Annotated in this window: 11 protein-coding genes; 7 read left to right on the forward strand and 4 right to left on the reverse strand. The window is 61.6% G+C overall.

Annotation, left to right across the window (positions count from 1 at the left end):
• Positions 1-99: 99 nt before the first annotated feature.
• From ACOQPQ_RS05135 to ACOQPQ_RS05145, 3 genes are read left to right on the forward strand one after another with little or no spacing between them, the layout of a single operon-like run.
• Positions 100-3,279 carry a helicase-related protein gene (locus ACOQPQ_RS05135; protein WP_420638371.1) on the forward strand — a complete coding sequence of 1,060 codons (3,180 nt, stop codon included), beginning with the start codon at positions 100-102 and terminating at the stop codon, positions 3,277-3,279.
• Positions 3,279-6,713 (forward strand): type ISP restriction/modification enzyme, encoded by a 3,435-nt coding sequence (locus ACOQPQ_RS05140; RefSeq protein WP_420638372.1) that lies wholly within the window; start codon positions 3,279-3,281, stop codon positions 6,711-6,713. Before ACOQPQ_RS05135 ends, ACOQPQ_RS05140 begins: the two co-directional genes overlap by 1 nt.
• Positions 6,714-6,745: 32 nt before the next feature.
• Positions 6,746-7,696, forward strand: a complete 951-nt coding sequence (locus ACOQPQ_RS05145; RefSeq protein WP_420638373.1) for a hypothetical protein — start codon at positions 6,746-6,748, stop codon at positions 7,694-7,696.
• Here the strand turns inward: ACOQPQ_RS05145 and ACOQPQ_RS05150 are convergent.
• From ACOQPQ_RS05150 to ACOQPQ_RS05165, 4 genes are all read right to left on the reverse strand, one after another.
• The gene (locus tag ACOQPQ_RS05150) at positions 7,691-8,848 is read right to left on the reverse strand and encodes an ImmA/IrrE family metallo-endopeptidase (RefSeq protein WP_420638374.1); all 1,158 of its coding nucleotides are present in this window, start codon (positions 8,846-8,848) and stop codon (positions 7,691-7,693) included. The two genes, ACOQPQ_RS05145 and ACOQPQ_RS05150, sit on opposite strands and share 6 nt — an antisense overlap.
• A 146-nt stretch (positions 8,849-8,994) precedes the next feature.
• Positions 8,995-9,321, reverse strand: a complete 327-nt coding sequence (locus tag ACOQPQ_RS05155; RefSeq protein ID WP_420638375.1) for a type II toxin-antitoxin system HicB family antitoxin — start codon at positions 9,319-9,321, stop codon at positions 8,995-8,997.
• 234 nt (positions 9,322-9,555) lie between these two features.
• On the reverse strand, positions 9,556-10,653 hold the full coding sequence (locus tag ACOQPQ_RS05160) for a hypothetical protein (RefSeq protein WP_420638376.1): 1,098 nt from the start codon (positions 10,651-10,653) through the stop codon (positions 9,556-9,558).
• 244 nt (positions 10,654-10,897) lie between these two features.
• Entirely contained in the window at positions 10,898-11,563 is a 666-nt protein-coding gene (locus tag ACOQPQ_RS05165) for a hypothetical protein (protein WP_420638377.1), read from the reverse strand.
• 128 nt (positions 11,564-11,691) lie between these two features.
• On the opposite strand from ACOQPQ_RS05165, the gene ACOQPQ_RS05170 reads away from it, so the two are divergent.
• The 4 genes from ACOQPQ_RS05170 to ACOQPQ_RS05185 all read left to right on the forward strand — a co-directional run bounded on the left by ACOQPQ_RS05170 (position 11,692) and on the right by ACOQPQ_RS05185 (position 15,255).
• Complete coding sequence (locus ACOQPQ_RS05170) at positions 11,692-12,189, forward strand: MarR family winged helix-turn-helix transcriptional regulator (protein ID WP_420638378.1); 498 nt, start codon at positions 11,692-11,694, stop codon at positions 12,187-12,189.
• Positions 12,190-12,925: 736 nt separating this feature from the next.
• Positions 12,926-13,471 carry a hypothetical protein gene (locus ACOQPQ_RS05175; protein ID WP_420638379.1) on the forward strand — a complete coding sequence of 182 codons (546 nt, stop codon included), beginning with the start codon at positions 12,926-12,928 and terminating at the stop codon, positions 13,469-13,471.
• Between the two features lie 107 nt (positions 13,472-13,578).
• Positions 13,579-14,430: an inositol monophosphatase family protein gene (locus ACOQPQ_RS05180; protein ID WP_420638380.1), complete on the forward strand. Its 852-nt coding sequence runs from the start codon at positions 13,579-13,581 to the stop codon at positions 14,428-14,430.
• 144 nt (positions 14,431-14,574) lie between these two features.
• Positions 14,575-15,255 (forward strand): response regulator, encoded by a 681-nt coding sequence (locus tag ACOQPQ_RS05185; protein WP_420638381.1) that lies wholly within the window; start codon positions 14,575-14,577, stop codon positions 15,253-15,255.
• The last annotated feature ends 3 nt before the right edge of the window (positions 15,256-15,258 follow it).

Genomic DNA, 15,258 nt, shown 5'->3' on the forward strand with positions numbered 1-15,258 from the left:
CCACTTTTAGCTGCGAAGCTGAAGAGCACCCGAGCAGCCCGGACTCCCCGGCTCCCCCCGTGGGCCGAAACTGTCACCCCCTCGGGGTAAGTTGCCACCATGAGGGATCAAGGAGGCGGCGGACTGTTCATCGTCGACAACAGCGAGTCGGGGTGGACCGGGCTGGAGTACCTGCGCCAGTGGACCGAGATTGCTCGCTCCTTCGATATCGCCACCGGCTTCTTCGAGATCGGCGCCCTGCTGGCCATGGAGGGCACCTGGCAGCAGCTCGACAAAATCCGAATCCTCATGGGCGACGAGGTGTCGCTGCGAACCCGCCAGGCTTTCAAGGAGGCCCTGCAGGACAAGCAGCAGCGTCTCGATGACAGCCTGGAAAACGAAAAGAGCCCGAATCCCTTCCTCGACGGTGTGGGAGCGGTGGTCGAGGCTCTGGAGTCGGGTCGAATCGAGTGCCGGGTGTACCGCCGGGAGAAGTTCCACGCCAAGGCCTACATCACCCACGCCAAGTTCGACGTGGTCGGCGCCCAGGCCCTGGTGGGCTCCAGCAACTTCACCCGGCCGGGCCTCACCCAGAACGTCGAGCTGAACATCCAGATCCAGAGCGGCCAGGAGGTGGCCCAACTTCAGGAGTGGTTCGATGCCCATTGGGAGCAAGCCGAGGATGTCACCGAGGAGGTGCTGCGGACCATCACCCGTCACACCGCCGAGTTCAGCCCGTTCGACATCTACGCCAAGGCCCTGCACGAGTTCTTCCGGGGTCGGGAACTCACCGCCGGCCAGTGGGACCAGACCGACTCCCGCATGTTCGGCCACCTTGATCAGTACCAGAAGGAGGCCTACTGGTCGCTCATGAAGATCGCCCGCCAGCACGGCGGCGCCTTCCTGTGCGACGGGGTGGGCTTGGGCAAGACCTTCGTCGGGTTGATGCTGGTAGAGCGGTTGGTGATGCACGAGAACAAGCGGGTGGTGATCTTCGCCCCCAAGGCGGCCAAGGAAGGGGTGTGGGAGCCCCACTTGCGTCGCTGGCTGCCACACATCGGCGGAATCGGCGGCAACGCCGACTTCTCCAACCTGACGTTGTTCAGCCACACCGACCTCACTCGGACCGGCGAGTTCCCTGAGCGGTTCGAACGCATCGCCGAATTGGCCGACGCAGTGATCATCGACGAGGCCCACCACTTCCGCAACCGCGGGTCCCGCGGCGAACACGGCAACGAGGACGGGCGAGACCGCCGGTCCCGTTATTGGCGTCTGTACGACCTGTTGAACAAGAAGGGCCGCACCAAGCAGCTCTTCATGCTCACCGCCACGCCGGTCAACAATCGGCTGGCCGACTTCCGCCACTTGGTGGAGCTGTTCTCCCAGGGTGACGAGGCCTACTTTGGCCCCAGTCTGGGAGTCCACAACCTCACGGACCACTTCAGCGTGATGGAGCGTCACCTTCAGGAATCGATTGGCGACGCCACGAGGGCACTTCCCGAGGGCTACGGCCCCGAGGTTCGCGATGCCCTCTCCGGCGACGAGATCTTCGAGGCCTTGGTGGTGCAACGCAGCCGGGCCTACGCCAAGGCCAGCCAAGTCCAAGAGCGAGGCGAGTCGTCGGCCTTTCCGCAGCGACAGCCACCTCAAGTGGCCGCCTACTCCATGGTCTCGGCGTACCGTGAGATTCTCAACCACTGCGAAGGCGCATTCGAGCGGGGTGACCCGCTGTTCACACTCGCCATCTACTATCCCCTGGCCTACTACATCGGTCCCGATAGCGACATTGACCCCCTGGAGAAGAACCGGCAGTGCCAAGTGGTGGGGCTCATCCGAACCATGATCCTCAAGCGGTTCGAGAGTTCGGCGTACGCCTTCGAGAAGTCCCTCAAGAGGCTGCTGCACAAACTCCTCGCCTTCCTTGAGGTCCACAGCAAGACCGACGAAGAGGTGAACCGGTTCGAAGAGTGGAAGCGTGATCACGCCAGAGTCATCCACCATCGACCTGAGGAGCAGTTCGGCCCCGAGGGAGAGGCCATCGACGCGGACGACACCGCAGACGACCAAAACCCCGAGGAAGACCTCATTCCTCGGGAAATGCTCGATGCCGCTGCCGACCAGGAACTCTCACGAGACGAGTACGACGTGCCCGAAATCCTGCAGAGTGTCTATGACGATCTCTACTTGATGGTGGTGCTCTTGAAGTGCTCCCAGCGATTCACCCCTGCTGAGGACGACAAGCTGGAGCAGCTCACGCGCCTGCTCACCTCCGAGGAGCTGTCGGGCCGCAAGGTGCTGGTGTTCACCGAATTCGCCGACACCGCCCGCTACGTCGCCCGACACCTGCGCCAGAGAGGCATCAGCGGGCTTGCGCAGATCGACGGCAGCTCGGAAGTGAATCGAGCCGAGGCCATCCGCCAATTCTCCCCCTACTACAACGGTGCAAGCTCAGCCGACCTGGCTGCTGATGGCCTCACCGAAACCAGGGTGCTGGTGTCCACCGACGTACTGTCGGAAGGGCTCAACCTGCAGGACGCCGACCGGCTCGTCAACTACGACATTCATTGGAACCCCGTGCGCCTCATGCAGCGCATCGGCCGGGTGGACCGCCGCATGGATCCAGAGGTCGAGGCCCGCATCGCCACCGACCATCCCGAGACGGCTCACGACCGCGGCACCGTCCAGTACTGGAACTTCCTACCCCCGGAGGAGTTGGACCGGTTGCTCGCCCTCTACGAAAGGGTCACCCACAAGGCCCTGCTAATCTCCAAGACTCTGGGCATCGAGGGAGAGAAGCTGCTGACCCCAGATGACGACTACGACCCTCTGAGGGAATTCAATACCGCCTACGAGGGCACCAGAACCCCGGTGGAAGACCTTCACCTGGAGTATCAGAAGCTCCTCAAGCAGTACCCCCACCTCGCCGATCGGCTCGACCGATTCCCCTCCTCGGTGTTCTCCGGGCGGCGAAGAGCATCCAACGGTGCCCGCGGCGTGTTCCTCTGCTACTCGCTACCCGCACTCGACACCCAGCAAACCGCTTTCACCCTCGAAGCCGGCCCAACCCGCTGGTACCTGTGGGATCTCCACCTCGACCAGGTGATCGAGGCCCCCGGCGACATCGCCACCAGCATCCGCTCCACCCCCAGCACGCCGCGACACTGCACCATGAAGAAGTCCTCGCTGGTGGACATACGAACTCAGATCCTCGCCCATATCCGCAACACGTACCTCAAACAGGTCAACGCCCCCCTCGACGCTCCCAAACCCAAACTGCTCTGTTGGATGGAGATGAATTGATGCCCACCGACTTGGATGCACGAATACGGGCACTACAGGATATCCGCACCTTCACCCAGGTATCCGTCTTCCTGCGTGAAGAACTCCACTGGCCACTGACGGGAGACGACCTCGACGACGAAAATCTCAGCGCCATTACTTACGACTGGAATGCCGAAGAGCTGGGCATAGACCCCGCCATCGTCGGCAACATGAAGCGGCTCCAACAATTTCGGCCTTTCACTGCGGAACAACACTGGGGCATTTTTCTCGTGCAGTTCGAGGGCCCGAGGCTTCTCATCACCCAACTCCGGCGCTTGCTCAGCGCTCTCGTCCGACAGAGGCGAAACCAGACCACCACAAGCCTGCCAGCGTGGAAGCGTGACGACCTGTTATTCATCGTGTTCACCGGCAGCGGCCGTACCGTAGAATTGCACTTCGTTGCCTTCTTTGATGAGGGCAGCCGCCTCCCATCTGTCCGCACGTTGACTTGGCTACCCCACCACTCTCCCCCTCAATATCTGAGGCGCCTGGCCAACTACCTACTGCCGAAGCTCTGCTGGCCCGACGAAACGGCCGATACGGAGCGATGGCGCGACAAGTGGCGATCAGCATTCAAGCTTCAGCCTGGGCAGGTCATCAAGGATGCCAGCCGCCTCGCCGACCGCATGGCCCGAACGGCCCGCGACCTGCGAGACCAAATCGCTTCGGAACTGCGGAAGGAAAGCGAGACCGATTGCGAGGAAGGAGATTCCGGCCCCTTCACGAAATTGATGTCTGAGGTCAAGGAAAGGCTGGTGGCCGACGTGGACGTTGACCGCTTCGCCGACATGTGCGCCCAGACCCTCGTCTACGGCACGCTCTCCAGTCGGGTCACCGACCCCGAGGGATTCGGTTCCTCACCGATATTCTCCGCCGTACCGCTGGCGAATCCCTTCTTGGCCGCGTTGTTCGAACAGGTTCACGACCAAGCCGCCACCCTCGACCTCGTTGACAGCGGCATTGAAGACTTCGTCGCCGACCTGCGAGTAACGGATGTCGAGTCGATCCTTGACCAGTTCGGCAACTCCTCCAAGGGTGGCGACCCGGTCATCCACTTCTACGAGGAATTCCTCAAGCAGTACGACAGCGATATGCGGGCCGACGCCGGGGCCTTCTACACCCCCCAGCCGGTCGTGGACTTCATGGTTCGGGCCGTGAACCAGGTGCTACGACAGCAATTCCACCTGCCCGCCGGTATCGCCGATGACGCCACGTGGAAGGAAGCGTCCGACCGCAATGGCTTCAAGGTGCCCGAGAGCTTGGACCCTGACTCGCCGTTCGTAACTATGCTCGATCCCGCCGCCGGAACCGGTACGTTCCTGGTGGCCTGGCTCCGCCACGCCAAAAGCTCATATGGGAATGCAGGAGGCACGTCCGACGGCTGGACTGACCACCTGCGCAGAGTCGTGCTTCCACAGATGCATGCCTTTGAACTCATGCTCGGCCCCTACGCCATAACTCACCTCAAGGTGGCTATGGAACTTCTCGCCCAAGGAATCGACCACGGGGGCGCAACAATCCTCCTGACCGACACGCTCGAATACCACGGTAAGCAAATCCAGATTCCGTTGGCAGAAGACCCGTTGGCCGCCGAAGGCCAGCGAGCGGCTGAACTCAAAGAGTCAAAGCGGTTCACTGTAGTCATTGGCAATCCCCCTTACGATCGCGTCACCGGGGACGCGGGCAAGCGCAAAGGAGGCGTGGTTCGCCACGGTAGTCCCGGTCTTGAGGCCTTGCTGAGCAAAGTGATCGAACCAATGAGCCAAGCCGGTCTCGGTGTACACGTGAAGAATCTCTACAACGACTATGTGTACTTCTGGCGCTGGGCCGAATGGCAGGCCACCGAGTTGCCCAAAGGCCCGGGGGTGGTTGTGTTCATCACTGCCTCGTCATATCTCCAAGGAGTCTCGATGGGGGGTCTTCGCCACCTGCTGCGCAGCTCTTTCGACGACCTGTGGATTATTGATTTAGGAGGAGAGGGCCGCGGTGCTCTCACAGAGGATAACGTGTTTGACATACAAACTCCAGTTGCCATTGCTATAGCAGTCTGCAAGGGATCAGAAGCTACTGAGACTTGCAATGCACACTACTACCGCGTATTAGGCACTCGAAGTGAAAAGTTCAGTCAACTTGAGGAATTGTCGCTGGACGACATCTCCCAGAAGGTCCCCGGCCAAGCAATGGACCCCCTTACGCCGCGCAGCCCCAACCAATACTACGACTGGCCGGAGGTCACAGATCTGTTTCCATGGATAAGATCTGGCTCAAAGTTCCAGAGAACCTGGCCTATTGCTGAGAGCCATACTCTGCTAAGGCGCAGATGGAGGGAGCTTGTTTCGGCCATACCACGTCACAGACTTGAACTCCTAAAGGAGACTCGAGATAGAAATACAACAACGACGCCACTTCCATTGTTGCGAAATGAAACACGCCTAGTTGCAGTCGAACGGCTTGATCGCGAAGACCTCCCAGAAAGCTACCAGCAATACGGTTATCGCAGCTTTGATCGCCAGTGGGTCATCGCGGACCATAGGTTAGCTGATATGCCTGGGCCATTGCTTTGGCAAGTCCGAGGTTCACAACAGGTGTACCTCACTACTCTGACCTCCACAAATCTGGGCAACGGACCGGCGGCTACGGCGACCCCCTATGTGCCCGACCTGGATCACTTTCGTGGCTCTTACGGTGCCAAGAGCATCATGCCCTTGTACCGAGATGGCAAGGGCTCGGAGCCCAACATCGCTGCAGGTCTGGTCGACGCCCTCGGCAAGCATCTCGGCTTGCCGGTGAACAGCGAGGACGTGGCCGCTTACGTGTATGGCCTCTGCGGCACTCCGGCTTTCTGTGAGCAGTTCGCTGGCATCCTGGCCGAAAGGGCTGGGCCCGTCCACATTCCCATGACCGCCGAATCCGAGCTGTTCCAGCGGGCCATCGAGCTGGGTCGCGACCTGCTCTGGTGGCATACCTGGGGCGAGCGATTCGCACCCCCTGGCGCCACTGGCCTCCCTGCGGGCGAAACCCAGCAGATCAAGCCGGTTGAGGGAATGCCCGAGAAGTTCGCCTACGACCCGAGCACCGGTCACCTCACCGTTGGCACCGGTGTCTTCGCCCCGGTTAGCCCCGAAGTCTGGGACTTCCAGGTCAGCGGCCTCGAGGTTCTGCGATCATGGCTCGGCTACCGTATGAAGAAGCGCAAGGGTCGGAGATCCAGTCCCCTCGATGACATCCGCCCCACCCGCTGGACCCAATCCGAGGAACTCCTCCGCGTCCTCGCCATCCTCCAACACACCGTCGACGTCACCCCCACCGCCAAGACCCTCCTCTCCGAGATCCTCGACTCCCCCCTCATCCCCACGTCCTCCCTCCCCACCCCCCAACCCCACCAACGCAAACCCCCCAAGAAACTCACTTGACAGGCAAATCACATAGATGATATTATCGGAACATGGTATTTTCTCAGACCAACTTCCATAGTGTACTGAATGACACGACCTCAAGCACTGATTCAGACACTAACCACAGTGCTATCTTTGCACTGAGGAAGCACCGGCGGCAGCTTGCCAAAAGGAGAGAATTACATAAGGGGCCCTTTAGGAGTGAGCTATCTGACCGTACTTGTGCACGAATCTTCCATCTTCTCAAGGCTTTTGCATCGGATTATTCGACGTACTACAAGGGGTATGATGCACTTTTTTCTGGAGCTTATTTGACTGTCTGCCGACAATTGGGGCTATACACTTTAGATGATACTGCGAGGTTCAATGGACTCGACAGCATAGACAAACAACGGCGTCGACAGTTTCTGGCAGTAATTCAAATGCGATCTGCAGATGTTGAACTCATCTATTCGATGGTGGAAGCATTTTGGATTGAACTTAGAAAGGTCATATGGGAGGTAGGGCACTTCGAAAGGGAAGTTCAACAGATACTAGAAGACGGTGAAGTAGACCACGATTTTATCAATGGGAAGTTCATTCCCCGCTCTGAACAAGTGATGCATGAGGAAGTGGTCCAACCCACAGTCACTCTTCTTTCAGGTCGGCCTGACCTGCAAGAAGCCGAGAGCCTCTACATGGATACCCTAAGGTCAATCCGAGAGCAAAGATACGATGACGCAATCACCCATGCTACTTCAGCGCTGGAAGATACCTTTCGTACCTTGGGCTGCGGAGATGAGACCGAAAACTTAAAGAAGCGAGGTGAGGTAGCCATAAGCCGGGGCCTTCTGGCTTCCCACGACAAACCACTACTGGGTTGGGTTACGGCGGACAGAGGTGCGAAGGGTAACGCCCATGGCCGGGGTCATAACACTTCACGTGCAGATGCATGGTTCACCCTCCACATTGTCGGAGCACTGATCCTACGCCTTGCAGAAGGCCCAAACCGAGGATCATGAACCAACCAGTTCTCCCTTGAGGTCTTCGAGCTGGCCAGTGGTGAGTTTGAGGTGGTCAGCGAGGTCTCGGGTCGTCAGGCGGCCACGACCCATTGCTTCCATAAGCGTGCCTGGCAGGCGAGTTCCGAGCTGCCCGATCCGCTTGAGGGATGCACGCCGACCACCGCCACCTCCTCCTGGGGCGTTCCAGTCATGACCAGCCAACTGAGAGGCAACGGCCGGATACAGCGTGGGCTTGGCCAGGTCGAGTTCTTGGAGTCGAATGGCCGTGGCGCGTGTGCTGACGGAGAACTTTTTGGCGATCCTGCGTGCAGTGTCGGGATCATCAGTCGGAGAGGCGGCAGTGATGCCGTAGGCCTGGGCCACTTGCCTGAGATCGTCTGCAGGCAAGAGGAAGGCTGCTGCGAACCTCTCGCACCAGCGCTCGACTGAAGCACTCTGTTGGCCGGGGATCACAAAGCTCTGGCAGGCGGCGTCGGTGCGAGTCAGAAGATGGGCTACCTCGTGGAAGAGGGTGAAGATCCGGGCGGTCGGGTGGTAGGCGGTGTTGACGGCCACCATGGGGGCGAAGTCATCCCAGGCACTGAAGCCCCGAATACTGTCCTTGCCCATGGAGAGCTGCAGCACCAAGATGCCTTGATCTTCCAGGTAACTGCGCCAGGCACGAAACGCCACCGCCGGAGTGGCCCACTTGATCTGCTCAGCAGCGTTGACGCCCGACGCTGATCGCTCCGCCCGAGCGACCTGGAGCGGGTCATCAACCGTCCGGTAATTTGCCAATTCGACTTTGGGGGTGCCGGCGTCCCGCAACACCCAGCCCATGAGACCCTGCAATCTGCGGGCCCAGCGGATCTGGTCAATCTCATTGGGACTGAGCCTGCGGTCCCCGAGCCCCGGGGCTTTGCGGAGCGCCGTGGGCATGCCTGCGTCTCTGGGTGGTTGGGGGAGGAAGAACAAGGCGGACGGCCGCTTCAGCGCCTTCACGAGCTTGCTGAACTGACCCCTCGTCGGCGAGCACTCTGCCTTCTCCCAAGCCTGAAGCCGTTCCACGTCGGTCTTCACGCGTTCGGCCAGCTCTGCCTGAGTCAGCCCGGCCTCCTCGCGAGCCCAGGTGAGTACATCTGCCGTGATCGGAACGGTGTAGGAAGCCATGTCACCCATCTGCCAGCGGATTTGCCGCTCGGGGAAGCCTGCTCATCGTACCCCAGCCCGACATACCTTCAATTGGATATCGCTCCAACCCCGGCCCCCCTTGCTGCTCTGCCCACGGAGGTTGTCGGCTCGGGTGGGTGGCTCCACTATTGGGAGAGGCGTGCGCTGACCAGGCGGTTCAGGCTGACCCCCTCCTCCGCGGCGGCCAGCACGAGGGCACGGTGCAGAGACTCGGGAACCCGAACGTTGAATCTGCCGGAGAACCGGCGCTCCGAGATCGGCTGAGGAACGGACTCGCCAGCCGACTCCAGGTCAGCGACAACCTGAACAACGAGCTCCACGAGACCGCGCAGTGCCTTGCCTTGGTCGGCGTGAAGCCATAACAGCGAGGGGAACTCGGCGACTGTGGCCACGTACTCATCATCCTCAGCGGACCACACGACCCGGTAGGCGTAGTGCTTCACATCAGTCACTTCTGTACCTCTTTCAACTTGTCGATTGCCTTGAGCACCTGACGCACCTGGTAGAGCTTTATCGCGACGGGCCCGCCAATCTCCGCAACCTCAGGATGGTATCGATAGTGGTACTGCCTTCAACCCGCTGAGCACGGCTGTTGGCGTTCGTCGGCCTTCCGGTCCAAGCTGGCCAAATGGGCGTCGATGGCGTCGACACGGCCCGCCGAAGGTGGTGTCCGGCTAGAGGAGCGTTCAGTTCGTGCAGCCGAGGACGTCGTGCAGACGGGGAACAAGCTCCTTGGCCCGGTCGAAGGAACCGGTCAGCATGCGGATTTCGAGCGTTCGGTCCTGGCGGCAGGCAAACCACACAGTAGCGACGCCGTTCCGATTTAGGATCTCGACATCCACACCATCGACGGCTTCAGTGCTGACCGACTCATAGTCCCCCAGGGGTGTGCCCTTGTTCGTGAGGACAATGCCAACCTGGTACGAAGCACTCTCATCCGGTTCGCTCGCCCAGATGCTGGCCGACATAGGAGAGCCGGTGCTGGCCAGCAAGATGTCGCCCAACCCGAGGGACTCCAGCGCGACGATGAGTTCAGTCTGATGCTCACGCGGCGGCACGATCGGAGTCTCCCCGTCCTGCGGGCTGCCAGTGGCACGCGGTTCGGCTTCATCGACTGCACCGATGGCATGGGAGACGAGAGCCCCGTCTTCTCGGATTCGGTCAACCGCGCCCTCATACGCCTCTGCCTGATCCTGGAGCTGCTTGGCGAACTTGCGGGCGACGAGAGCGTTCTCGGCTTCGATTCGGGCAAGGCTGAAACCCTCGATCCAGATTTCTTCGCAAGCCATCACTGCCTCTCCGGCACCCGACACGCCGTCTATGAGGCTTTGCTCGAGATCAGCCATTGTGTCGGCCTTGACTCCGTAACGGGCGGCACATGACGCCAGCTCTGCTCGTGTCGCCGCCAATTCCGGCCCGTCGGGGAGGTCTGCCAATTCAGCCTGGATCTCCGGGAGAAACTCGCGACGCAGCGCCCAGATTCCAGGGATCGCCGCTTGGGCCTCGCCCAGACACTCCGCCTCAGCGGAACCGGCCTGGGCCATGCACATCGCGACAAACTCCTCTCTCTGATGCGCCTCCCACGCTGCGATGGTCTCGTCTCGGCCAACGTCGGCCGGCGCTCGACCGAAGCCGGGAACCGCGGACAACTCGGACTCGCTGACCCCGGAAGGCGCCTTGCTGGTTCCGCTGACAGCCAACACCACGGCCACACCGGCCAACAACGAGAAAGCCGCAAGAACGATCACGATTCTGATCTTGCGCTTCTTGCCTTGAGCAGTCACGTTGACCTCAGAGCCTCCCCCACTGGTGGAGTGATTGCCTCCGGGCTCGGGGGGTGAGGGGTACCTTCACATTCTACTGGTGGGGCCATGGCCACGGTGGCGGGGAGGCAGTGGACGCGGCTGGCTCGTTCTGCGTCGGCCGAAATCGACGTAGGCCCTACTCAGAAGCCCTGTGCCGCTTCGACGTTTCTGTTGCCTCCAAGGAGACGGAGACATATTGGAATGGGCAGTGGCTGTCGGGCCTTCAGTCGTTGTACTGCTCCAGTCGATCATCGAATGAACCGACGCTGTCGGAGACGGCAGGGGTCGCGTCGGCGAGTGCCTGGCCGGCTTCCTCGGCATTCAGACCTCCCAGGGTGTCGGCAAGGGGACCGCGGCCATGTCCTTCTTCAGACGCCGTGACCACGTCATCGGTCATTGAGAAGACTGCCCGAGGTGACGCCAGAGTGATCCCCTCTGGTTCCGCGATCAACCCCACGAGGTACTCCTTGCCCAGTTCCATGCGCTCAGCCCCTTCGAGAATCATCGGGATGCGATTGCCGTCGCGCACCGCGTAGCCCGTCACCATGGGGTTGATGGTGTCCGGTATCGCCACGGAGGAGTCGGCCTTCCAGACGACCGACTTCACGTCAAGTTCAACACTTCGAGAGGCATAGCCCTCGCCGTGCTGCGCTCCACCACCCGCAACAGAGCCCGCCGTCTCGCTCTTGACCTCGACAACAGCCCAGGCACTCGAGAACGAGCGGGCCTCGGCCAACGTGTCCATCGGGTACCGCTCCTCCCCTTGGACGGTGATGGCATCGACAGTCGGCGGATCATCTCCCGACGAGGGCCCGCACGCCGCGCCGACCGTGACGATGACGAGGCAAACCAAGAGGGTCGTCCGCCCAGCAGAATTGATCAGTCTCACTTCAGCACTCCTCCCATCCGAACGCCTCACCTGACTCACGCAGTAGGCCCTTATCTTTAGTACGCTAACTAACTATTGTGATACGTTAGTCACCTAACGAACGATGTCAAGTCAACTACCATGCGGACATGGGCGAGACGTTTGACGACCCCGATGTGACCCGGGAGGCCTGGAGCCGCCTCCACCCGAAAGAGGATCTCGCAGTATTCGATATCGCGATACGCATCCAGTGCCTGGCGGCACTCCTGGCCGCCCGATACGACGCAGCCGTCAAGACCCACGGATTCGCCGCATACGGCGACTACTCCGTGTGTGCGGCAGTCCGACGCAACGGTCATGGCACCACTCCCAGCGCGTTGGCCGATGAGCTGCTCGTGACCCGCGCCGGCATGACAGGCCGACTCTCGCGTCTCCACGGTGCCGGCTTCATCGAACGACACACGTCCGAGCAAGACGCCCGAAGCCTCAACATCCGACTCACCCCACTTGGCCGCCGACGCGTCGACGCGACCTTTTCCTCCCTCCAAGTCGAACGAACGCAGGCGCTGGCATCACTCACGACTGGCCAACAGGAACAACTGGCTACACTCCTCCGCGCCGCGCTGACAGAGGACGAGCCATCCTGACCGATCAGCGGGACATCCGTAAGTGTGCCAGTACCCCTGGGATTTTGATGCACCGGTAAACTGCATTGACCGTCTTTCGACATCTCTTCGATGCCACAGCAGCCATTTCCGAAACTTCAGCCCTTGTCCCTACAACACCACTTCTGTAGATCCCAAGGCTCACACGGCGGCTGCATCGCATTCAAGCGAACGGCTTCCACCCTAGCAGCGTGATGTCCTGGAAATATCTCTACCTTCTGAACACTCTGTTGGATCATTACACCTGTTGTTATGCATTCTTCCATGACTGGTCATTTGAAACAGAACCAGAGGCTAAATCGAAGAATGGATTTGACAAATTGCTTTACGGATCTTGTTGTTTTGAATTCTTGGACCTATCATCAGGCAAATGGTTTAGCTGCAAGCAGTTGCCAAGTTGCGACGATCTCTTTTTGTGAAGGGCACATCAATCACCCGGTTAGGAAAGCAAATGGAACAATCTTGCTACCCTTTACCCACGTCTCGATCTCTTTGGTCGACTCCTTGGCCTTTGGTCACGGTGATCTTCTGTACGTTGCTGCTGGTCGTGGCGGGGTGTGGGAGCAACGGCGGAGAAGGGAAGGGATCGAGTGCTTCGGTTGTTGATCAGATTATGGAACTCAGTGCTTCCGGTTCGTTTGCTCAGCCGTTGTACTCGTCAGTTCGGGAGACAACGCCGCTCACCGCGTTCTACGTTGACGGGGTTCGGGTCGAACCCGTGTCCGACCTGTTTGTGGTCGGAACAGTGCGTGAGGTGACCGGTGGCAAGGGGTATTCCTGGCCCGACGGCCCACAAGTGTCGGGCTGGCCGTCGACCATGCAGGTACACGACTTCGACTCCGGTGACGCCCAGGTCTCCACCATCCACCTCTCGGTTGCCGTCGAGGAATCCCTTCATCTCGATCCGGCTCATGCCGGGATGAAGAGTCTGACCGTGGGCTTGGCCCTGCTGAGTCCGATCGACATCGACGCCCTCGCCACCCAACTCGAAGGCAAGCGGATTGCCTTGCCCTTGCAGGCCGAGGCCCGCAGCCACGAGCCCGGCGTGTTCGGTGTGCTCCACGGGGGCGGGCTACTGGGATTCGTGGACACCACCGACACCGTGTCGTTCCCGGCCTTCAGTCTCGACCCCTACCCCGGTGACCCCCACCCCCCGGTGCCACTCGCCGAATTGCTGGATCCGCCCGCAGAAATCAGGCTGCGCACCGTCGATGGCCAGTTTGTGCGTGAGCAAGCCCCAGACTCGACCGGGGATGGGCCGTAGGGTCATGGCGCGTTCGGTGAATTGCCTGGAGAGATCGTCGGGTCGCTTCTCTCGCCCGTAGGAAATCAGCCACAACGCCCCTCGGCGGGGCGCGTAGGGTCTTGGCGGTGTCGAGTGCTGAAGGCCTGTCGAGGAACCCTGCCCAAGCATCTGCCGGTCTGCCCGGACCGGGCGAACTGGAAGTGCTGGCGGTTGAGGCGGCGGGGGTGGCGGCTTCGCTGTTGCGGGAGGAAGCCGGGGCGAAACGGCAGGTCTCGGCCAAGTCGTCGCGCACCGACTTGGTTACCGACATGGACGTGGCCTGCGAGGCCGCCATCGTGGAGTTCCTGGCCTCCCGCCGTCCCGACGACGGGATTTTGGGCGAGGAGGGCTCCGGGCGCGACGGTACCAGCGGGGTGCGCTGGATCATCGATCCCATCGACGGCACGGTGAACTTCGTGTACGGCCATCCCGGCTACGGGGTGTCGGTGGCCGCCGAGGTGAACGGCGAGGTGGTGGCCGGGGCGGTGATCGACCCGGTGCTCGATCAGGTGTTCACCGCCCACTCCGGCGGCGGGGCCCGCCGCGACGGCGCACCCATCACCGTGCGCCCCGACGCCGATCCGGCCCTGGCCCTGGTGGCCACCGGCTTCTCCTACCGGCACGACCAACGGCCCCGCCAGGCCGAGATCCTGCGCGAGGTGCTCCCGCTCATCGGCGACATCCGACGGGTGGGCGGCGCTGCCCTGGACCTCTGCGCGGTGGCCTGCGGCCGGGTGGACGCCTTCTTCGAGGTGGGGCTCAACCCCTGGGACTACGCCGCCGGTGCCCTCATCTGTGCCGAGGCCGGCGCCATCGTGCAGGACCTGCACGGGGGTCCGCCCAGCCCCACCTTCGTTTTCGCCGCCACCCCCGGAGTGGCCCCCGCCCTGCTGGAGCTGCTGCAACGCACCCGAGCCGATCAGGTCGAGCCGAGTTAGCGCGCCCCAGTAGCCCGCTCCCACACCACCCCCACCCCCCGAGACCAAGAATCCCGCGCCGGAAGAAGCGCCGGTCGGCCCGAGCCAAAACCCAACCTCGGCCCGTGCCACCCTTTGCCCGCGGAAATCGGGCACCATTTGGGGGTGGGAACTCGCATCCTGGCCATTGAGGACGACAAGAGGATCCGCACCGCCGTTCGCCTGGCCCTCGAGGACGAGGGCTGGGAGGTGGCGGAGGCGGCCAACGGCCAAGAGGCGTTCGACGCGTTCGCCGAGGCCCCGGCCGACGTGGTGCTCATCGATATCATGCTCCCCGACATCGACGGCTTCGAGGTGTGCCGCACCCTGCGCCGCACCAGCGACGTCCCCATCATCATGGTCACCGCCCGAGCCGACACCCACGATGTGGTGGCCGGCCTGGAAGCCGGCGCCGACGACTACCTGACCAAGCCGTACGCCCCCAAGGAGCTGTCCGCTCGCATCCGGGCCCTGCTCCGCCGGGTCCGCACGGCCGACACCGCGCTGAGCGACCTGCGTTTCGGCACCCTGGAGATCCTGCCCGAACAGGGGGTGGTGACGGTGAGCGGCGAGGAGGCCCACCTCACCAAGACCGAGTTCCGCCTGTTGGTGGAGCTGGCCACCAACGCCAACAAGGTGCTCAGCCGGGAGGTGCTGTTGGAGCGGGTGTGGGATCTCGGATACTTCGGCGACGGCCGGCTGGTGGACGTCCACGTCCGCCGCCTGCGCACCAAGATCGAAGTCGATCCGGCCAACCCGCGCTACGTGGTCACCGTGCGCGGCATCGGCTACAAGCTCGTCGCCTAGCGG

It is taken from the genome of Candidatus Poriferisocius sp. (assembly GCF_965219775.1).
GTDB lineage: Bacteria > Actinomycetota > Acidimicrobiia > Acidimicrobiales > Bin134 > Poriferisocius.

Bases quoted from the DNA above. Each gene is read 5' to 3' on its own strand.
- ACOQPQ_RS05135 (WP_420638371.1), top strand. From the start codon at position 100: ATGAGGGATCAAGGAGGCGGCGGACTGTTCATCGTCGACAACAGCGAG.
- ACOQPQ_RS05140 (WP_420638372.1), top strand. From the start codon at position 3,279: ATGCCCACCGACTTGGATGCACGAATACGGGCACTACAGGATATCCGC.
- ACOQPQ_RS05145 (WP_420638373.1), top strand. From the start codon at position 6,746: ATGGTATTTTCTCAGACCAACTTCCATAGTGTACTGAATGACACGACC.
- ACOQPQ_RS05150 (WP_420638374.1), bottom strand. From the start codon at position 8,848: ATGGCTTCCTACACCGTTCCGATCACGGCAGATGTACTCACCTGGGCT.
- ACOQPQ_RS05170 (WP_420638378.1), top strand. From the start codon at position 11,692: ATGGGCGAGACGTTTGACGACCCCGATGTGACCCGGGAGGCCTGGAGC.